At 52.4% G+C, this 17,698-nt stretch carries 14 protein-coding genes; 5 read left to right on the top strand and 9 right to left on the bottom strand.

Features of this window, described 5'->3' with window-relative positions; translation table 11 throughout:
- Positions 1-32: 32 nt before the first annotated feature.
- Entirely contained in the window at positions 33-719 is a 687-nt protein-coding gene (locus tag L21SP2_RS16545; protein ID WP_024266462.1) for a histidine phosphatase family protein, read from the bottom strand.
- An 86-nt stretch (positions 720-805) separates the two neighbouring features.
- Complete coding sequence (locus L21SP2_RS00405; protein ID WP_169730397.1) at positions 806-2,650, bottom strand: hypothetical protein; 1,845 nt, start codon at positions 2,648-2,650, stop codon at positions 806-808.
- Between the two features lie 78 nt (positions 2,651-2,728).
- Here L21SP2_RS00405 and L21SP2_RS00410 point away from each other — a divergent pair, with 78 nt between their 5' ends.
- The 4 genes from L21SP2_RS00410 to L21SP2_RS18715 all read left to right on the top strand — a co-directional run bounded on the left by L21SP2_RS00410 (position 2,729) and on the right by L21SP2_RS18715 (position 6,557).
- Positions 2,729-4,186, top strand: a complete 1,458-nt coding sequence (locus L21SP2_RS00410) for a tetratricopeptide repeat protein (RefSeq protein ID WP_041400937.1) — start codon at positions 2,729-2,731, stop codon at positions 4,184-4,186.
- Complete coding sequence (locus tag L21SP2_RS00415; RefSeq protein WP_024266465.1) at positions 4,170-5,162, top strand: DHH family phosphoesterase; 993 nt, start codon at positions 4,170-4,172, stop codon at positions 5,160-5,162. The genes L21SP2_RS00410 and L21SP2_RS00415 overlap by 17 nt, the downstream gene beginning before the upstream one ends.
- 88 nt (positions 5,163-5,250) lie before the next feature.
- On the top strand, positions 5,251-6,252 hold the full coding sequence (locus L21SP2_RS00420; RefSeq protein WP_244437937.1) for a TraB/GumN family protein: 1,002 nt from the start codon (positions 5,251-5,253) through the stop codon (positions 6,250-6,252).
- On the top strand, positions 6,249-6,557 hold the full coding sequence (locus L21SP2_RS18715; RefSeq protein ID WP_244437938.1) for a hypothetical protein: 309 nt from the start codon (positions 6,249-6,251) through the stop codon (positions 6,555-6,557). Before L21SP2_RS00420 ends, L21SP2_RS18715 begins: the two co-directional genes overlap by 4 nt.
- A gap of 83 nt (positions 6,558-6,640) precedes the next feature.
- Here L21SP2_RS18715 and radA read toward each other — a convergent pair whose 3' ends face one another.
- Entirely contained in the window at positions 6,641-7,996 is a 1,356-nt protein-coding gene (gene radA, locus L21SP2_RS00425) for a DNA repair protein RadA (RefSeq protein WP_024266466.1), read from the bottom strand.
- A gap of 51 nt (positions 7,997-8,047) precedes the next feature.
- Here radA and L21SP2_RS00430 point away from each other — a divergent pair, with 51 nt between their 5' ends.
- On the top strand, positions 8,048-10,342 hold the full coding sequence (locus tag L21SP2_RS00430) for an adenylate/guanylate cyclase domain-containing protein (RefSeq protein WP_024266467.1): 2,295 nt from the start codon (positions 8,048-8,050) through the stop codon (positions 10,340-10,342).
- Positions 10,343-10,513: 171 nt separating this feature from the next.
- Here L21SP2_RS00430 and gspG read toward each other — a convergent pair whose 3' ends face one another.
- The 6 genes from gspG to L21SP2_RS00465 form a co-directional block, all read right to left on the bottom strand.
- Entirely contained in the window at positions 10,514-10,963 is a 450-nt protein-coding gene (gene gspG, locus L21SP2_RS00440; protein WP_024266468.1) for a type II secretion system major pseudopilin GspG, read from the bottom strand.
- Between the two features lie 33 nt (positions 10,964-10,996).
- Positions 10,997-11,695 (bottom strand): hypothetical protein, encoded by a 699-nt coding sequence (locus L21SP2_RS00445; protein ID WP_024266469.1) that lies wholly within the window; start codon positions 11,693-11,695, stop codon positions 10,997-10,999.
- Positions 11,696-11,727: 32 nt separating this feature from the next.
- A complete protein-coding gene (locus L21SP2_RS00450) occupies positions 11,728-13,614 on the bottom strand; it encodes a hypothetical protein (protein WP_024266470.1) in 1,887 nt (628 codons plus the stop codon).
- Complete coding sequence (locus L21SP2_RS00455; protein WP_024266471.1) at positions 13,615-14,643, bottom strand: type II secretion system F family protein; 1,029 nt, start codon at positions 14,641-14,643, stop codon at positions 13,615-13,617.
- A 19-nt stretch (positions 14,644-14,662) separates the two neighbouring features.
- A protein-coding gene (locus L21SP2_RS17785) for an IS5 family transposase (protein WP_425277201.1) occupies positions 14,663-16,134 on the bottom strand; the annotation gives its coding sequence in 2 pieces (ribosomal slippage) (positions 14,663-15,724 and positions 15,727-16,134; 1,470 coding nt in all).
- A gap of 117 nt (positions 16,135-16,251) precedes the next feature.
- Complete coding sequence (locus L21SP2_RS00465) at positions 16,252-17,487, bottom strand: GspE/PulE family protein (protein WP_024266474.1); 1,236 nt, start codon at positions 17,485-17,487, stop codon at positions 16,252-16,254.
- Positions 17,488-17,698: the final 211 nt, after the last annotated feature.

The following is a 17,698-nucleotide window of genomic DNA, read 5'->3' on the forward strand; positions in this document are numbered from 1 at the left end:
ATCCTGTCTGAACCGCCCGCACGGCGGGTGGTTCAGTACGGGAGGTGGTTAATTCTGACCCATTCGGAATAATACCCCGGCCCCTGGGTGCTTTCATCACCGGGAACCGGGGTCACAGCAAGATGATAAATGCCGCAGTTGCCGGTTCTGATGACCGGAAGCCAGTTTTCCCAGCGATCGGAGAAGCTCAGCTTGTAGATCCACTGAATCAGCCCTCCGTGGGAGACGCTGAGAATTCTTCTGTTTCCCCGATTTGCCAGTTCAATCATTTCATTCCACACCGAAAATCCCCGTTCCATTAATTGATGAAGCCGCTCTGCCGATGGTACCGCTTCCCAGCTGTGATGCTGAAACGAGTTCCATTCCTCCGGATACTGTGATTGAATCTCATCAAAGGTGAGTCCGGAGAAAATGCCCGTATCCAATTCTTTCAGGGCATCCCGCCTGATAATATTCCCGGCATCCACATTATTGTGGCCTGCAACGATTTCAGCGGTTTCCAGTGCTCTGGAAAGGGGGCTCGATAAGATGGCATCCAGGCCTTTTTCCTGAAAATAGAGCCCGGCGGAACGGGCATGATCTCTTCCCAGGGAAGTAAGGGGCAGATCCACATGCCCCTGAATCATCCGTTTGCGGTTGCCCTCGCTTTCACCGTGGCGGAGAAAATAAAAATGAGTCTTTTCCTTGATGGATTCGAATGGTATGGGATTTCTATGCATGTCGGGTTCTCCTGTGGTTTCACAATGAATTGGGCACCTTCCCGCCGGTCCTCAGACAGACGGGAGAATGTGTTTGCTGATATAATCTACTGATAAAAAAGCCTGATAGTTTGATTCGGATCGTCATCGAAAAACTTAATCATCAGCGTGTTGCTGTCAGCATTGTAATAACGGCCTTTGCTGTAAATTTCGAAGTCCGGCGCATTTCTCCAGATTATTCCAAACAGTTCCATTCCGTTCAGAGGATCGATGCCGGGAATGCCCCGGAAGAACATGAAATGGGTACGGTTGGGCGTATTATCGAAGTTGATGGTGAATTCGCCGGGCTGACTGATAATTTCATAGTCGTTCATGATGGTATATGCCCAGGCTCCGTTGCCGAAATACTGGGCAAGACTGATATGCCGGGGATAATACGGGTTGTCGGAAATAATCGGATAGATCTCTTCCGGGTTTGTCGTGCCCTGGGTTGCGGAAATAGCTCCGGCAGTGAGTTCTATCTGTGAGGGCAGAAATCCCATCTGATCTCCGAGTCTGAGTACCGACAGCACCATGTTTCTACCCAGGCTGATGAACTGCTCATTACCCTTCTCCTGGCCGGCAGCGATGAGAGTTTGACCGGTAAGAATGGTGTAGTAGCTGTTGGCAATTCCCGGTTCGGTGACAAAAAAGAACCCCTCATCCACTTTCACAATTTCCGGCATGATGTTTTCTTCGAGAATGCCTTCGAAACGGCTGAGAATCTGGCGAACCTCATTATCGGGAAAGTCCCCCAGATAGTAGTTCATGGCCAGCCCCAATGCCTCCAGCGGAGCCAGAGTTGCCGGTGCAAGGCTCTCGGTGAACGCCACAAGGTTGGGAAGCAGATTGTCAGAGCCTCTGTCGGTTGCGTAGCGGAACAGGTTGGGGGTGAGGTACACCATTGCATTGCCCTGATTGATCATGTTTCTGATCCGGATGCTTTCCTGGCGATCGGCGGCATCAAGATCGTTGGTGATTTTCCGCAGATTTCCCAGGAAGACCGATGAACGGTAGCTGAGTTCCAGGGGGAAGATATCTGCTGCACTGCGCATCTCATTGTAGACTCGTGTATATTCTTCCCGTTCCCAGGCCTCAGCCAGAACATTCACCAGTATTTCTTCCGAGAAGCGGGGACTGCCCTCACGCATATCCCAGGTGCCCTGGGTGGAATTGTAGCGATTGCTCTTCCAGGCAAGATATACCCGGTCTATGTAGTCGTTCAGTTCAGTCTGATACAGATCCTGCGGGATATTTTCCATCTGGTTTTCAAACCACAGTTCAAATACATTTTCATTACCCGCAGCCCTGCGGGTGTACCGGATGTTTCGGTTCAGGCCGTCCCCCGGAATATTGAGCAGGTTCTGCTCCTGATTGATGTAGGAGCGGGGAGGAAGGGCGAGAATGTAGCGCTCCCCTCCGTTGTTGACATCCAGGCCGGGAAAATTCTCTGTTGGATTACCCGATGCTCCGGTTCTCAGCATAAACGGAATGCGCAGACTCATGAGACTGCTGTATCGGGAGGGGATTGAAGTATTGATGCTTAGCTGATCCCCCTCCTCATCATGCTGGAATATCAGCTCTGTACCGTTGTCAAAAAACACCGTCAGGCCTTCATCCTGATTCCGGTAGCCGGAAACACGTGTTTCCTCTCTGGTGTTCTGTCGAGTTTCAAGTATGAGGGGGTTATCGCTGTCAAAGGCGAACTGAATGCCTTCAAATTCCACGATAACAGAGGCCAGCTCGCCTTGTTCGGCATCATTTTCCAGGTTCAGGGTTCCGCTGAGCATGATTCTGCCGAAATTTTCGGTAAAAATGCTTCCGCCGGAGAACTGGAGGAACACAAGCCCGGCGATAATGCCCAGATAAAGCACAGGTGCAAAAAAGGCACCCATATGCAGTTGTCTCTTCATAGAGGGGAGTGTATCAGCCTGCCCCCCCTAAATCAAGAAATCTTGCCTAAACAGGACTTGGGCAGTATGATACCACAGATGAAATTTCAACCAGTGATTCGCGGAGGAATAATCCTCCTCTCAAGTCTGTTTTTACTGTCCTGTGCAACCGTGCCTCAAGGCGGTTCCTCTGAACAAAAGTCCCCCGGGGCCGAGGACGGATTCGAAGATGATATAGAAGTGTATGACCGCATGAGCGCAGCCATTCTTCTGGGGGATCCCCGGGAGGCCATTCAGGCATACGAGCAGGCAAAACTGGATGACCCGGATGATCCTGCAAGCCGGATCCTTCTTGCCCGTCTGCAGATTGCAGCAGGTGAACTGGATACCGCGGAAACCATGCTCAGGGAGCTGCTGAATGGTAGCGGTGATACTGATTCCGCCGAAGGTGCATCAGCAGAAAATTCGTCCACCCGGGAACTCTCCGACGAAGACAGGGCGGATGCCCTTGTCAGCCTTTCTCTCATTGAACGGGCCAGGGGCAGACGTGAAGCGGAAGAGGACCTTCTGGTTCGGGCTCTCCAGGCCGATGAAACCAATGTGCAGGCCAACACCGGAATTGGTGAAATCCTGCTTGAGAAGGAACAGTATGACCGGGCTGAACAGCGGTTTCAAAAAGCCCTGGAAACTGAAGACGACAATTTTGTGGCCCTTCAGGGGCTGGGCAACAGCTATTTGAGAAACGGAAAAAGCCAGGATGCAATATCGGCCTTCAGCCGGGCCATCGACGTGGATCCTGATTACAGCTATAGCTATGTGGACCGTTCCCGGGCTTTTGTGGAACAGGGGTATTACGACAGAGCTATCGCAGATATGACCCGGGCTATTGATCTTGATGAGCAAAACGGATGGAACTATCTGGACAGGGGCAGAATGAATGCCCGAAGCGGAAATTTTGAAGCAGCAGAGCAGGATTTCAGCCGTGCAATCCAGCGTATCCCCGGGGTTTTCCTCAATTACGCCTACAGAGGACAGGTTCGGGCATTTCTCGGTGAATATGAAGATGCAGCAGCCGACTATGAACAGGCCCTGGAAATCCGCCCGGATTATTATCCTGCCTACAGCTATCTGGGAGCCCTTGAATATATTCGCGGAAATCACCAGAATTCAGGCAGACTCCTGGATGAGGCGTGGAAGGAGGAGAAGGCAAGAGGTTCGCTGATTCTGTTTTCCGCCGCCGCCGGATTTGCCCAGTCACCAGGTGCCGGACGAAGCTATCTTGAGGACAGGCTCGGCGAATTTTCCAGGGATGATCTTTTCTACTTTGTGGGAAGGTTTTTCATCGATGGTGTGGATACCCGCCTTCTCCGTCAGATCCAGCAGGAGGAAGATATGCAGACAAAGGCTCTTGCCCAGTTTTTCACGGCACTCCGATACGCTCAGCGCGGGCAGATCAGTACCGCTCTTGCGCTTTTGAATTCCCAGGAACAGGAACGGCTGGAAGGCACACCCGAAGGCGTGGTGCGTACATGGTTAATCGATGAATTATCTCAATAAACTTGTATCAAGCCTGGATCCTTCCAGGCGGGTGGTGATTCAGGTTCATGATTTCCCTGATCATGATGCGGTAGCCAGCGGATTCGGCCTCATGCGTCTGCTGGAACCCAGGGATTTCAGAGTGGAACTCTGCTATACCGGGAGAATTGAGAGCAATTCCCTTTCATCTGCAGTGGAGCAGCTGGAAATCCCTCTGGTACCCAGCGGTGACATAGAAATATCCGATCATGATCAGCTGATCATAGTAGACGGTTTTGTTGGCAACCGGAACGTGAGTGAACTTCCCGGCGAAATTATCGGTCTTATTGATCATCACAGTCCTCCGGAAAAGCCGACCACCCCGTTTTTTGATATCCGGGAAGAGATCGGTTCCTGCTCCACCATCATTTATGACTATTACCATGAATCCGGGCTCAGCTTTGAGCGGAATGTGGCCACGGCTTTGCTCATGGGGCTCATGATGGATACTGCCTTTATGACTCGGGGCGTTACAAGGCCGGATATGAAAGCCTTTTCCGAACTCTTTTTTCTGGGCGACTGGGAAACCGGCAGCAGATTATTGAGAAACAGCCTGAGCCTTCAGGATTTGCAGGTATTCCGGGAAGCCATCAATTCCTGTGAGGTGGCTGATGACTTTGCCTTTGTACCGGTGGAAAAGGAATGCAGCCCGGAAGTTATGGCCATAACCGCAGATTTTTTCCTCGGGCTTCAGGAGATCCGCTTCGTGGTTGTCCTGGTTCCCGACCGGGATGAGTACCGGATCTCTGTGCGCAGCGAGGATCTGATGCGTCCCTCCGACCTGATAATCAGAAAAGCATTGCGGGGTGTGGGTTACGGCGGCGGACATGTCCACATGGGGGGCGGAAATATCCCCAGAGACCTCTTTCCCGGACAAAAAACCCTTCGAAACAGATTTATTGAAGCCATGGGGCAGCAGATAGAAGTGGGAGAACCCGAAAAACCCGGCCAGGAATGAACGCCGGGCATATGAGTATACTTTTCAATGCCGATATGCTACAAATTCCTGCCGGAAAAAACAGAAAACAGAAAAAAGCAGAACATACATGAAAACAGCCCATAAAACGAAGATACAGAACTCAGAAAACACTCATGAACCGGAGGCATCTGTTGAAGACGATGCCGTTACCAGGGATCCCCGGGTTGTCGAAAATGGAGATACCATCACACGGATCTCCACCAGCCGGGGCGAACTGGTAATTCTGGGAACTGCACACGTATCAGAAGACAGCGCCAGAGAAGTTGATCAGACCATCCGGGATGAAAATCCTGAAGCAGTGTGCATTGAGCTGGATCAAAACCGCTATAAATCCCTGAATCAGGAAAACAGCTGGAAAAACCTGGATATCTTTCAGATTATCAGACAGAAAAAGACGTTTCTCCTTCTGAGTAATCTGGTGCTGTCAGCATACCAGAAACGTCTGGGACTCAATCTGGGAACCAAACCCGGCGATGAAATGCGTGCTGCTGTTGCGGCGGCGGATGAGTTGGGTATAACGAAATTCATGATTGACCGGGACATTCAGATGACCCTCTCCCGGGCATGGAGAAAGACCGGTTTCTGGGGAAAGAACAAGATTCTTGCCGTCCTGATCGGATCGGCATTTTCCAGAGAAGAACTCGATGAGGACGCCATTGAGAGTCTGAAACAGCGCAGTGCCCTGGATGACATGATGAAGGAAATGGCGGAGTTTCTCCCTTCGGTTAAGCAGGTGCTCATCGATGAACGGGATCATTATCTGGCCATCAACAGCTGGAAAAAAATGAACGGCCGGGAAAAAGTTCTCTCTGTTGTGGGAGCAGGACATGTACCGGGAATGGTCCGGAAGATCCTTGAGCTGGATGATCTGGAGAAGCAGGAAAACACATCTTCCGGAGAAAGCTCAGAGGCGGAGTTGAAAGAGATTTCCAAGGTGCCTCCCCGGGGGATAATCAGTAAGAGCCTCCCCTGGCTGCTGGTGGCTGCAATAGCCGGTTTGATTATATCCGGGTTTATCACCAAAGGATGGGAAGGGGGCTTCAGAGTCTCCTTCGCTGGATTCTTGTGAACGGCACTCTTTCCGCTCTGGGTGCGGCCCTGGCTCTGGGGCATCCGGTTACCGTGATCTCCTCGTTTCTTGCCGCTCCGGTCACCAGTATGAACCCCACCATCGGCGTGGGGTTTGTAACGGGCATGCTTGAAGCTCTGCTGAGAAAACCCAGAGTACAGGATTTTGAACAGCTGGGTGATGATATTACCACTTTCAGGGGTTTTTTCCGGAACAGGATTACCCGTGTTCTCCTGGTGTTTTTCTTCTCATCCCTGGGTTCATCCATCGGGACATTCATCGCACTGCCCCTGCTTTTTCCCTGATCCATTTCTGAGGGCGGCAGCTTCCCGGCGTACTCAGCTGCTCCCCAAGACAGCCTTTACGGATTCTGATATGGATTTCACCCTTACAACCGGTGCTTCACGGCTTCTCGCCCTATCATCCGGCGCCGCATCCGGCGATTGTTTCTGGAGGCGTCCCGGGTGGGGGCGACTATCCGGCCGTACCCCAGTTCCCCGGCTTGCTGAATCCTTCTGCGAAGATGACTGATGCTTCTCACCTGTCCGGATAAGCTGATTTCCCCGCAAAAGGCCGTTGCCGCCGGCAGGGGCATACCGGTTCTGGCTGAGTAGAGGGCCATGGCCAGCCCGAGTTCGGTGCCTACATCCTGAATGCGGATACCGCCTGCAACATTTACGTACACGTCCTGGTCGGAAAACCTGAGGTTTGCATGCTTTTCAAGTACTGCGGCAACACGGTTCACTCTGCGCTGATCTATCATATCCGAGTATACTCTGCCGAAACCGCCCTTCCCGGGGACGGTTAATGCCTGAATCTCCACCATAAGAATTCTGCTTCCTTCATACACAGGGACAATGGCGGTTCCTGCCGGCAGCTCTTCAGCTTCACTGAGAAAAAGGCGGCCGGGATCACCCACTTCCTGCAGCCCCTGGGCATCCATTGTGAAAATACCGATCTCGTCACTGGAGCCGAAGCGGTTCTTGCTCGCCCGGAGGAACCTGAGTTCGCCCTGGGAGTGATCAAAGTAAAGTACCGCATCCACCAGATGCTCAACCAGTTTGGGGCCTGCAATGGCTCCTTCCTTGGTAACATGGGCGATAAAAAATACGCAGGCATTTACTTCCCGGGCTGCCTCGCTGATAATCTGTACCGAATGCTTTACCTGATTCGGGCTGCCCGGGGAAGACGAGGATTCTTCGGTGCCCAGAGTCTGTATGGAGTCTACGATTACCACTCCGGGCCGGTGGGAATGAATCGCCTGACTGCATAATTCCGCCGATGATTCCGAAAGAAGGCTGATACGGTCGCCTTGAATACCCAGTCTGGAAGCCCGCATTTTAATTTGAGACTGGGCCTCTTCCCCTGAGATGTAGAGAACTGATCCGCCCCGGGAATATGCACCGGCAGCCTGGAGCATGAGGGTTGATTTGCCGATTCCCGGTTCTCCCCCCAAAAGAACGGATGAACCGCCCATTACGCCTCCTCCCAGAACACGGTCCAGCTCACTCATTCCCGATGAGATTCGTCTTCCCTCACCGCTTTCCACATCCGAGAGTTTTACCGGTGCCGGAGCGGCGGTTTTCCCTCCGCCCATGCTTCCTCCGCCGGATGTCTGACTCCGGGGCGGCTGTTTCTCAACAAAACTGTTCCATTCACCGCAGGAAGTGCAGCGACCGCTCCATTTTGGTTCGCGATGTCCGCAGCTGCTGCATTCGAAATATTTGACTGCCTTTTTTGCCATATCTGCCGCCTTTGGTTGACTAAGCCTTGATCAATACTTACCATCTTTTGTATGAACCCGAAAGAGTACCGTCTTGCAGCCATCATGTTTACCGACATTGTCGGATTCAGCAGGATGATGGAGAAGAACGAAAAAGAAACCCTTGAACTCCTTGAGTATCATAATGAGATTGTCAGGAAACATACAGAAGATCTCCGTGGTTCCATAATAAAGACCATCGGCGATGCGTTCCTGATTGACTTTCCCAATACCGTTAACGCGGTAAATTGCGCTATCCGCATTCAGCAGGATCTTGAAACACGGAACAGGGAAAATCCCGACTTCACCATTATCCTCAGGATCGGTGTCCACCTTGGGGATATATATTTCTATGAAAACGATGCCCTGGGCGAAGGTATCAACATTGCAAGCCGTCTTCAAAGTATTTGTAACCCCGGGCGTATCTGTATTTCCCAGGATGTTTTTAATCTGGTGAACAACAAAATCGATGAAATTCCCATAAAAGAGCTTGGGGCGGTAAAGCTGAAAAATATCAGCAGAGAGATCCGAGCCTATGAAATCGCAACCAATGGAGATGCCCGTCCCAAGTCCGAAACCGGCAAAGATGCAGCCTCCCAGGGGACCGGAGCAGGCGAAACCGGTGCACCGGAGCAGGCAGTGTCACAAGCAGGGGAAGAGCATCCCCGAAAACCCGCTGCTTTCAGAGAGAACGCTCCGGCGGAAACGCCTTCCATAGGTGAAAAAGAGGTGAAAGACCTGGTGATGGCCCAGATTAAACAGGCGGGCAGAAGACTCACCGTGGACGAGGTGCGTACAAACCTGGGCTACAGTGGCAGAAAAATTGATGACATGCTGGACTCCATGGTACGGAAAGGTTTTCTGGCTAAATCAACAGGCTCACAGCCTGCGTCTCCGGGAAACCGACCGGGATCAGCAGCCGGCAGCGGAACTTCACCCTACGAATCCCCCGATCCCAGTGAGTTCCCCTATAATCTTCGAAGAGCTGCGGGAGAATTCGGACGGGCCGGCAGAGAAATGGCCCATGAACTCGGCCGGGAATTTGAGCGGGGCCGCGGACGGAGCCGTCAGGAGCCTATGGGTCGGGAATATCCCGATTCCTCCTACGGGAGGCGTCATGGTGTGGTGATCCCTGAAGGCAGGGGCTCAAGTGAAGATGAAAAACGTGACCGGGAACTTGAACAGGCCTGGGACCGGGTGTTGGATACTCCATATGACAGCTGGCAGGATCAGCAGCTGATACAGGAATACCGAGCCCAGACCAACAAGAGTCTGAAAAAAATGGAATCGGAATTCCGCGGCCACCTGGGATCCTATCTTTCGGTGAACGGAGGGCTCATCGCTATCTGGGCGTTCACCGGGGCCGCATTTCCCTGGTTCTTTTTTCCCGCGGGAGGGTGGGGAATCGGTCTTCTGACCCACTGGAGCGGTCTGCGAAGGAAGCGTCAGGAAGCCAGGGAGCTTCAGGCTCTTCCTGCTTTGAACAAGCAGCAGCTGAAAAAGCTGAGGAAGCTCCACCGAAACCGGAACAAATTCGGCGGACATCTTATGTCCACCCTTGCAACGTCCCTGTTTCTGGCCGGGATAAATATTATCACCAGTCCCATGGTGCCATGGTCTCTGATTCCCATTGCCGCCATGTCAATCGGTGTGTTCAGTCATCTTCCTGCAGCCAAACACAGGGAGAAGGAAACCCTGGAGGAACTGGCTGCGCTGAATGTGCCCGTCTCCCAGCTGAAAAACGCGAAACGGCTTAAACTCAGTCATGAAAGTCAGATTGCCACCAGTTTTCAAAGTCCCATGGAAGCGGAGGCCGAGAATCTGAAAGCTGCCGTCCTGGCTCAGATTTCCGGGATGAAAGACCGGAGTCATCTGGGAGAGGATTTTGAACAGGTTCTGGAAGGATATGTAAGCCAGGTGGTTGAGCTCAGCCGCAAGGATCAGGAGATAAATAAGACCCTGGAAGCCATACCCATGACCAATCTGGAGGGTGAACTGCTTGATCTGCAGAAACAGCATGAGGCAACCGGCAATCCCGATCTGAAGGTTGAACTTGAAAAGTCCATAGAATCAGTAAAGAAACAGCAGAACTCCTATTATGAACTGGAGAAGCAGCAACAGATGCTGAAGGCGAAACTCAGCAGTGCCATAAACTCTCTGCGTCAGCTCCAGCTGGACTTGGTACGTATGAGACGTACCCCCGAACTTCAGGAGCTGCCTCCGGTTGATGCCCTTCGGAATCAGACAGGGGAGATCAACCACTATCTGAGTGATCTTGAGCGGGAGTATCGAATGCTTGAGGAAAAGGAAAAGGAGCTGAACGGCTGACGGAGCGCTTCTCTTCATGCCGGAGCTGTTTCAGCCTCTGCTCCGCTTCTATGAGCTGATTCAGAAGCTCCGCAGCAGTGCCTAAAATCAGGGTGAATATCAGCAGCAGTACCAGGGCTTCCAGCAGGGCAAATCCTGAATTGCAATCGCCGCCTGTTCTCGGTTTTCCTGTTATTCCCATGACAAAATATCCGTATTTTCGCCCTCTCCCCCCTCTTTGCCGTCGGCACCGGTGCAGATAATGATAAAGGGCAGATTGTAGCGATTCGCTCTGCGGTAAATGAACTCATGGCCCCAGGGGTCCTCCCCCGGCTTTCTTTCAAGATAGGGTCCTGACCAGGATTCGGGTACCGGGTAGAGATAAGGCTTTTCCCAGAGCGCATCCAGCCCCTGTTCATCACTGGGGTACGTCCCGCAGTCAAAATGGTATTTACTCAAGGCCAGTCTGTAGGTCTCGATCTGATTTCGTGCGCTCACTCTTCGTGCGGAGTGGATAAAACCCCTGGAACTGACGCTGATTCCACCGCCGAGTATCAGCATGATCGCCAGTACGACGATCAGTTCGATGTAGCTGAATCCCCTCTGATATTCGGGGTTCCGCATAACTGATATGTGTTTCACCGGGAAACCTCCTTTAGATCATTCGTTACCGGTTTATTGTGCCTGGAGAATCCGGTCGACAGCTGCCTTGAACGCACTCAGTTCATCACAGGAAACTTCCACCGAAGACGCCCACAGCTGAGCCTGTTGGTAATTTTCTGAGCCCAGCTGAAGCAGGGCGAGAAAATAGCGTTCCCTGGGAGAGAGCCGGTAATGGGGCGCGAACCGAGGGATCGCCGGAGCATCCTGCGGGTTTTCGGCAGGGGACAGATCTCCCTGTTCTTCCTCCTGCCTGTAGAGCCGGCGCACCCGATCGCTGATCCGTTCAAGTGTAATGAACACCGCACTGCAGTCTGTACTACCGGGATTGGGAATCATTTCCGGATGATCGACGAAATCCGGGTGTCGGATCAGAATCTTGAGCTTCGGTCCCGCCGATGCACCCGGAAGCTCTCCCCTTCCGTAACAGTCGCTTCGGCCGATCACAGTACTGCGGCGCTCTGTGATCAGGATGATTTCCGCATCGGTTACCGGATTGTGCCGTTCATCGCTGATTCTTATGCAGACGGTTCCAATCGAACCGTTTCCTACGGTTGTACAGCCCCCGATAATCAGAAGCAGTGCGGGTATTGCAACCCAGCAGATATGCAGCAGGCTGGAAAAGGAGTCTTTTTCTGTACAAACCATGCCCCTGTCATGGTGATAGGCACCGGCCTGCCGACTTGCAGTAATTTTTTCATTCTGTCGCTTCATCACAACCTCCCGTGTGTATCTGCCGGTCCGATTCAGTTTCCGACCGGCTGCCGAACGATCGGATTCCATGACCGGAGATGCGATTTTGGAATGTCTCGGGGGCATTCCCATTCCTTGTACCGTTCTCCCGGAGCCAGAATTACGGGGCTGGATGTTCTCCCGTCGGTAAAGACCATGAAGGTTCCCAGGGAATCCCGTATAACTCCGTTGAATTCCAGATGCTCAGGCAAAGGGGACGGGGTGGCGGATGCAGGGGATTTTTCCTGTGGATTTTCCCGGGGATTCGAAGTGGACGGCAATTCTGCGCTGTAAGCCGACGGGACGGTTTGCGGTTCCGGCAGCAGACAGCTGTGTAAAATATCATGAAGACGCTCAGGTCCTCCCCTCTCACCGGTCAACGGGGTTTCGGGAACCTCCGGGGGGTAGTGAACTCTCCGAAAAAATGTACTGCTTTTCCCCAACTCCCCGATATACGCATTCAGAGCATCCTCAAAACGGATAGCCATGGCGATCTCTATACCCCGGTTTTCCGAATCCAGGTTTGCTGGATTCTGGTATGCTGGACCCACGGTTGCCGGAGCTGATGAAATACCGGTGAGTGACAACGAATCAAATGGAACAGATACTGCGTCCAGGCCGGCCAGAAGCCTCAGTCCATGGAAATCCTGATCCGGTGGTATTCGGATTCTGACAGTATTATTATCCGGGTCGAAGCCGAATTCTCCATACCTGCTGAAACCCCTGAGCCAACGGAACACCCGGGCAGAAAGCTGGTTTTGCCGGACATTGTATTGTTCCCCCGGGATGCTGACGCCCGGAACAGTCAGATGATCCGGCAGCGAGGTACGAAGAGTGATATCTTCCCTGCTGCTGAAATATCCGTGAACGGCAGCCTGGAGAAACAGCCGACTTTCATGCCGTGGAATGGAATCGCCGGTCCAGGCCGTGTCCCCGACCAGTCCCATCCCCGGCTGAGAATCGCCAAACACAAGCTGAGCTTTTGCCTCACCGCCATTAATTTCCAACGAATTCAGTCGGATGTCACCAAAGGATGTTTGAAGATCGTCAAGAAGGAATTCCAGAGAATCGAGAGCCGAAAAGCGGAGATGGGAACCTGATGAGCTTCCCGCTGCCGAAGAATGCCGGGAAGGCAGAGTGGTTGCCGTTCCCGCCGTATTTCCCTCACCGGGACTCTGAAAAAATCTGGGCAGAAGAAAAACGGCAGTAAGGACCAGTGCACAGAGGATCATGATCTGCACAGGAGCCGACGGTATATTTCTGCGAAGGGTCACGGCAAGGCGGCTGAGCTTACCGGGAAAGGTTCTGCCGCTGTAGGCCTTGAGAAGCTTTTCCACTGGAAGAGCAGCGTCGGTGCTCGGATTGGAACCAGGGGTGCCGCCAAGGGAAAGCTGAACGTTCTTCCAGGATGCATAGGCTCTGGCAGCCATTCCCCGGGTGATGGTCAGCGCAGCCGCATTCGGCGGGGCTGTCTCTCCGGGAGGCGTTCTATTGCTCACGCTCAGAATAAAATGAGGGAGATGATCGGCTTTGTTCCAGCTTTCTTTGCCGGCGCGACCGTAATTGAACTCGTGGGCTGTGAATGTCCCGTCATCTATGATCAGAGATTCCCATGCCTTGCGACCAAGTACGCTGTAACGGCCGTCTTGAAATCCAGCTGCAAACATCATCAGTAGAATTCCCGGGAGGAGCTCATTTCTGCCGGCTGCCACCCCTGGCCTGCGTTCCCTGATGTAATGCCACAATTCATTTTTCCCCAGGTTCACGCCGAATGCCTGATCCGATTCGGTGAACCGGGGAAGGGTCTGGGTTCTATGGCCTTCTGCACATATATGGCTGATTGTTTCTCCCGGGAGAGAAAACCGGAGGTCCCGTTGAAAATTGCAGATGAATGTTTTCATTTATAGTCCTCCGGTGATTTCCAGAATCCGTCCGTGATATGAGGAGATGATTCTGCTGCTCAGCAGGAGTACCGAAATACCCGCCAGGGAGATTGCAAGGGGCTGGAGTACAGAGCATGCCCGGGCAATGTTTTGTTGAAGCCGGATGCTGAGGAGGTTCCAGCTGTTTCGAATTATCTCCGGCGAATCCTGTCCGGAGATAATTGAACGGCACATGCTGTGTAATTCATGAAAATTTCTCAGAGCACCGGTTTCAGCAATCCTGCTTGGGAGCCGGTTCCAGTCCCCGGATATCCTGGCATCTGCACATGCCGATAGAACTCCCGCTTCCGGTAGTCCTCTCAACAGCCGGGCCATTTCCTCCAGCTGATCCTGCAAAGGAACCCCGGCCGTCTTTCCGACGGACAGCTGTGCGCAGATGCGAACCCAGCTGCTGAGCTGCTGCAGATGGAGTAAAAAGGGAATCCTGTCCAGAACAGTTCTGATCCAAAAGGGCTTATCCGGCATACAGGCAAATCTGAGCCCGGCGGCCCATAACAGCAGAGATTCGGTGATCAGAATTGGAAAGATGATGTTCAACCAATCTGCGGGACTGCCGGCCAATCCGCTCATTTTCCCCAGGGGTCCCAGGGAGTAGGCCAGGGCAAAAACCAGGGTGAGAAAAAGGACCCAGACCGGATATACCAGAGAGGAGGATAAACGCCGATCCAGTTCAATCTCTTTATCCAGCTGCTTCTCAAGAACTGAGCATACCCGGACCACTGTGGTTCCGGAGTTCGCCTGTGAAAGCAGCTGCAGGGATGAATTTTCCGGGCAGTAACGTTCAAAGGTCTCCTGCCAGCCTGCACCGTCCTCCAGATCGGCGGTGATATCACGGAGAAATTCCTTCATCTGTTTTTCTCCGATTTCTCGGTGGATTCGGCACAGACTGTCTCGTAGCGTGTACCCATGCTCGAGATAAATTCTGAGACTTCGGCAGAAATCCCTGCTCACCTTTTTTCCCGGACAGCTTTTCATTGTACCGTACATAGGGCCTCCTGAAAAAACCCTATGCTGCCATATTACCATACCCCAATACCACGGGGAAATGAGACTTCGTAATTTTTCGGCTGCGTAGCATAGCTATGATAAAGACGTAAAAAAGATCCTTCCGAATCTTTTCCAGGTTCATCACCAGCATGATCATGGCCACCTGCGATTCACTGGTCTCAGCAAGCTTTGTCATTAATCGACCCATTGAGTACCGTCGTTTTGCTCTGCCAAATGTCCCTTCGACAGCTATTCTATCCAGCTCATCCTGACGGGCCAGCTTCTTTCGTTCTCGATTTTCTCCACGATCTTTCGGTGGACGACCAAGCGGCGGACCGGATAATCTGATTCCCCGTTCCTTGCACCAATTCCGGTTGCCCCTGGTGCGGTAAATCTGATCGGCGTGTATTGATTCCGGATACACGCCATATCTGTGCCTGTACTTTTCAGCCTGCATGACTAAATCACCAGACTCGTTGTATGGATCCCATGAACAGCGATCGATGAACATGTACCCGTCAATATTGGCGGATGAAATCTTCATGCCGAACTCAACCGGGGTACCGGCTTTTCCCCTGACGATGGGTCGAATATGGGGTTGGGAGATACTCACAATCCGGCCCGATATTCGATGATCTTTGGATTCATACATCAGTGCCTGCTGGCGAAAGACTTCCGAGATAACCAACAGATTCCGGTACTGCTGCCGAGACAGGCTATTCAAGCCGACTACCGTCGCTAATTGCTCTATATGCCGGAGATTACGGCGTATGTACCCCAGCTGCTTGCGTATTGCTTTGCGAATCTTGTTCTTGCTTGCTCTGCGCTTTTTGATGACCACTAAAAAATCCTTTCGCGCTTTCTGCCGGTAGGTTCGGGGTTTTGTCGCCCCCTTGGCCCGTTCTGCGTGAAGAACGTCTATGATGGTTTCCAGTTTTTCCCGGCTCTCGTTTAAAATCGAAAGATCGGTGGGATATCGAATATCACCGGGTACGCAGGTGGCATCAATCAGCAGCTTTCCGCTGTTTTCTACCTCAGAATTTTCTTCTTTTTCAGCTTCCGTATCATCTTCAGTTTTTTTTTACGTTCTTCGGCAATAATCAATTCATTTGCGTGAGTGATCATGTCCATGCTGATTCGCTTTCTGAAATGGACCATCATTGATGGATCAAAGGGAGCCTCATCCTGGTACCCCTGCATTCCGATGAGATATTGCAGGTAAGGCGTCTCACGAATCTGCTCCACGGTTTCCTCATCTGTAATTCCTAATTTTTCCTTTATAATCAGGGCACCCAATGCTGTACGGAAACGGATCGCCGGAGCGCCTTGCCCGCTTTCGATAGCAAACTGTGAGGCATATTCTGCTTCTAAATCCTCCCAGGGAATTAAATCAGCAAGCTGTACCCAGCGGTTATTGGGGTTCAGTTTGCCTCCAAATGGGAGATAGAAATCTTCAAATGAAAGCTGCGTTTTGTCCTCAGTTCTATACATAATCCCTCCCGCCAAGAAAACAGGTGCAAGGGTTTTTGCCTGGTTTTCGCAAAAACCGTGCACTTCATGCACAAATTCTAGCAGTATTTCATTTATATGTATAGGGTTAAGGTTTTTTCAGGAGGCCCTACATAATTCTTCTCCTGGCTGAATGGCTCCCGAACTACAGGAGGGAGGGATATGGAGATTTTCCTCCAGTTCAACGGTTCCATCCTGATGATGGATCAGGCGCTGGCCGACCACGGCTTTGAGAACCTGCAGTCTGAACCGGTCTCTGATTCCCAGGCTCTTCAGTCTGTGGGATGCAGTCTCAGCAGAGGGTGCGTGTATGGTGCTCAGTACCAGGTGACCGCTCAATCCTGCATCAAGGGCAAGTTCAGCAGTGGTACGGTCGCGAATCTCTCCGATTATCAATACATCAGGTTTACGGCGCAGGGCTGCCGGCAGGAACGCCGGGTAATCCAGTCCTGCCAGGCTGTTCGCTTCTATCTGTTCCACACCCGGAAGAATTATTTCCACCGGTTCTTCTATGCTGATAACTTTCCTGCCCAGCTTAACCGCCTCACCGGCAAGGCCATACATACTGGTGGTTTTACCGCAGCCTGTGGGACCGGAGAAGAGGATCAGGCCATGGGATGAACTCAGGCTGTATCGGAAAAACCTGAGAGTTGTTTCGCTGAATCCCAGCTGTTCCGGAGACGGGAAGTCTTTTCCCGGATTCAGGATACGGATGCTGGCCGATGGTCCCTGCATGGTTGAGAGAACTGACAATCGCATTCGCACATTCCGGAGTCCTGTTTTCAAGGTAAAGGAGCCGTCCTGGGGTGCTCCGTGGGAAAAGATTTCCAGTGCGGCCAGTACGCGGAGGCTGTTAACAAGAATGGAACACATTTGAGGACTGATCTTCCGCATCACCTGCAATTCCCCGTGTACATTAACTCTGATTCCGGCTTCACCGGAATCATCCGTTCCCATGGCATGGCCGTTGGTGCACGGCTCCTGCGATCCGGGCTCAAAATGAATATCGGTGGCTTGTCGTTTTACTGCCTCCAGGAGAATCGACCGGAGCATCCGCTGTCCCGGCCCCTGACTCAAAGGACCGGTTTGGGCATGAAGCTGAGCATCTGCCCTGTTTCCTTCCCCGCCGCTCAGACGCGTCAGGTGTATTTCCACATCGATGTCCGAGCAGGGAAGAAACATCACCCTGGAGTTTTCCCGCCATCGGTGGTAATTGGTGAGAAAGCTCCGCGTCTTTTCCCTGCATCTGCCGCTCACCGCTATCCAGGCAATATTTTCCGAATCCTGCCGGGTTGTCCCGAGAAACAGTGCTCTCTGGGTTTCAATAAACTCCATTGAATACTGCTGCTCTCCGCCGGGCAGGGGATAAAAATCGGCAATTTCCCCAGTTGTTGCTCCGACTCTTTTATCATGTACGGGCGAGTGTTTAGCATCCCTCCTCTGAGCGGGTATCTCTTGGGCCGGCGCACCGTGAGACGTCGCACTATGAGACGAGTTACCGTGAGCCGTCGCCCCGTGAGCCGCAGTCCGGCATGAAATTTCTGGA

The organism is Salinispira pacifica (assembly GCF_000507245.1).
In the GTDB taxonomy this organism is placed as follows: Bacteria; Spirochaetota; Spirochaetia; order DSM-27196; family Salinispiraceae; genus Salinispira; species Salinispira pacifica.

Bases quoted from the DNA above. Each gene is read 5' to 3' on its own strand.
- L21SP2_RS00410 (WP_041400937.1), top strand. From the start codon at position 2,729: ATGAAATTTCAACCAGTGATTCGCGGAGGAATAATCCTCCTCTCAAGT.
- L21SP2_RS00415 (WP_024266465.1), top strand. From the start codon at position 4,170: ATGAATTATCTCAATAAACTTGTATCAAGCCTGGATCCTTCCAGGCGG.
- L21SP2_RS00405 (WP_169730397.1), bottom strand. From the start codon at position 2,650: ATGAAGAGACAACTGCATATGGGTGCCTTTTTTGCACCTGTGCTTTAT.
- L21SP2_RS00420 (WP_244437937.1), top strand. From the start codon at position 5,251: ATGAAAACAGCCCATAAAACGAAGATACAGAACTCAGAAAACACTCAT.
- L21SP2_RS00455 (WP_024266471.1), bottom strand. From the start codon at position 14,643: ATGTACGGTACAATGAAAAGCTGTCCGGGAAAAAAGGTGAGCAGGGAT.
- L21SP2_RS16545 (WP_024266462.1), bottom strand. From the start codon at position 719: ATGCATAGAAATCCCATACCATTCGAATCCATCAAGGAAAAGACTCAT.
- L21SP2_RS00450 (WP_024266470.1), bottom strand. From the start codon at position 13,614: ATGAAAACATTCATCTGCAATTTTCAACGGGACCTCCGGTTTTCTCTC.
- L21SP2_RS00445 (WP_024266469.1), bottom strand. From the start codon at position 11,695: ATGAAGCGACAGAATGAAAAAATTACTGCAAGTCGGCAGGCCGGTGCC.
- radA (WP_024266466.1), bottom strand. From the start codon at position 7,996: ATGGCAAAAAAGGCAGTCAAATATTTCGAATGCAGCAGCTGCGGACAT.
- L21SP2_RS00465 (WP_024266474.1), bottom strand. From the start codon at position 17,487: ATGGAGTTTATTGAAACCCAGAGAGCACTGTTTCTCGGGACAACCCGG.
- L21SP2_RS00430 (WP_024266467.1), top strand. From the start codon at position 8,048: ATGAACCCGAAAGAGTACCGTCTTGCAGCCATCATGTTTACCGACATT.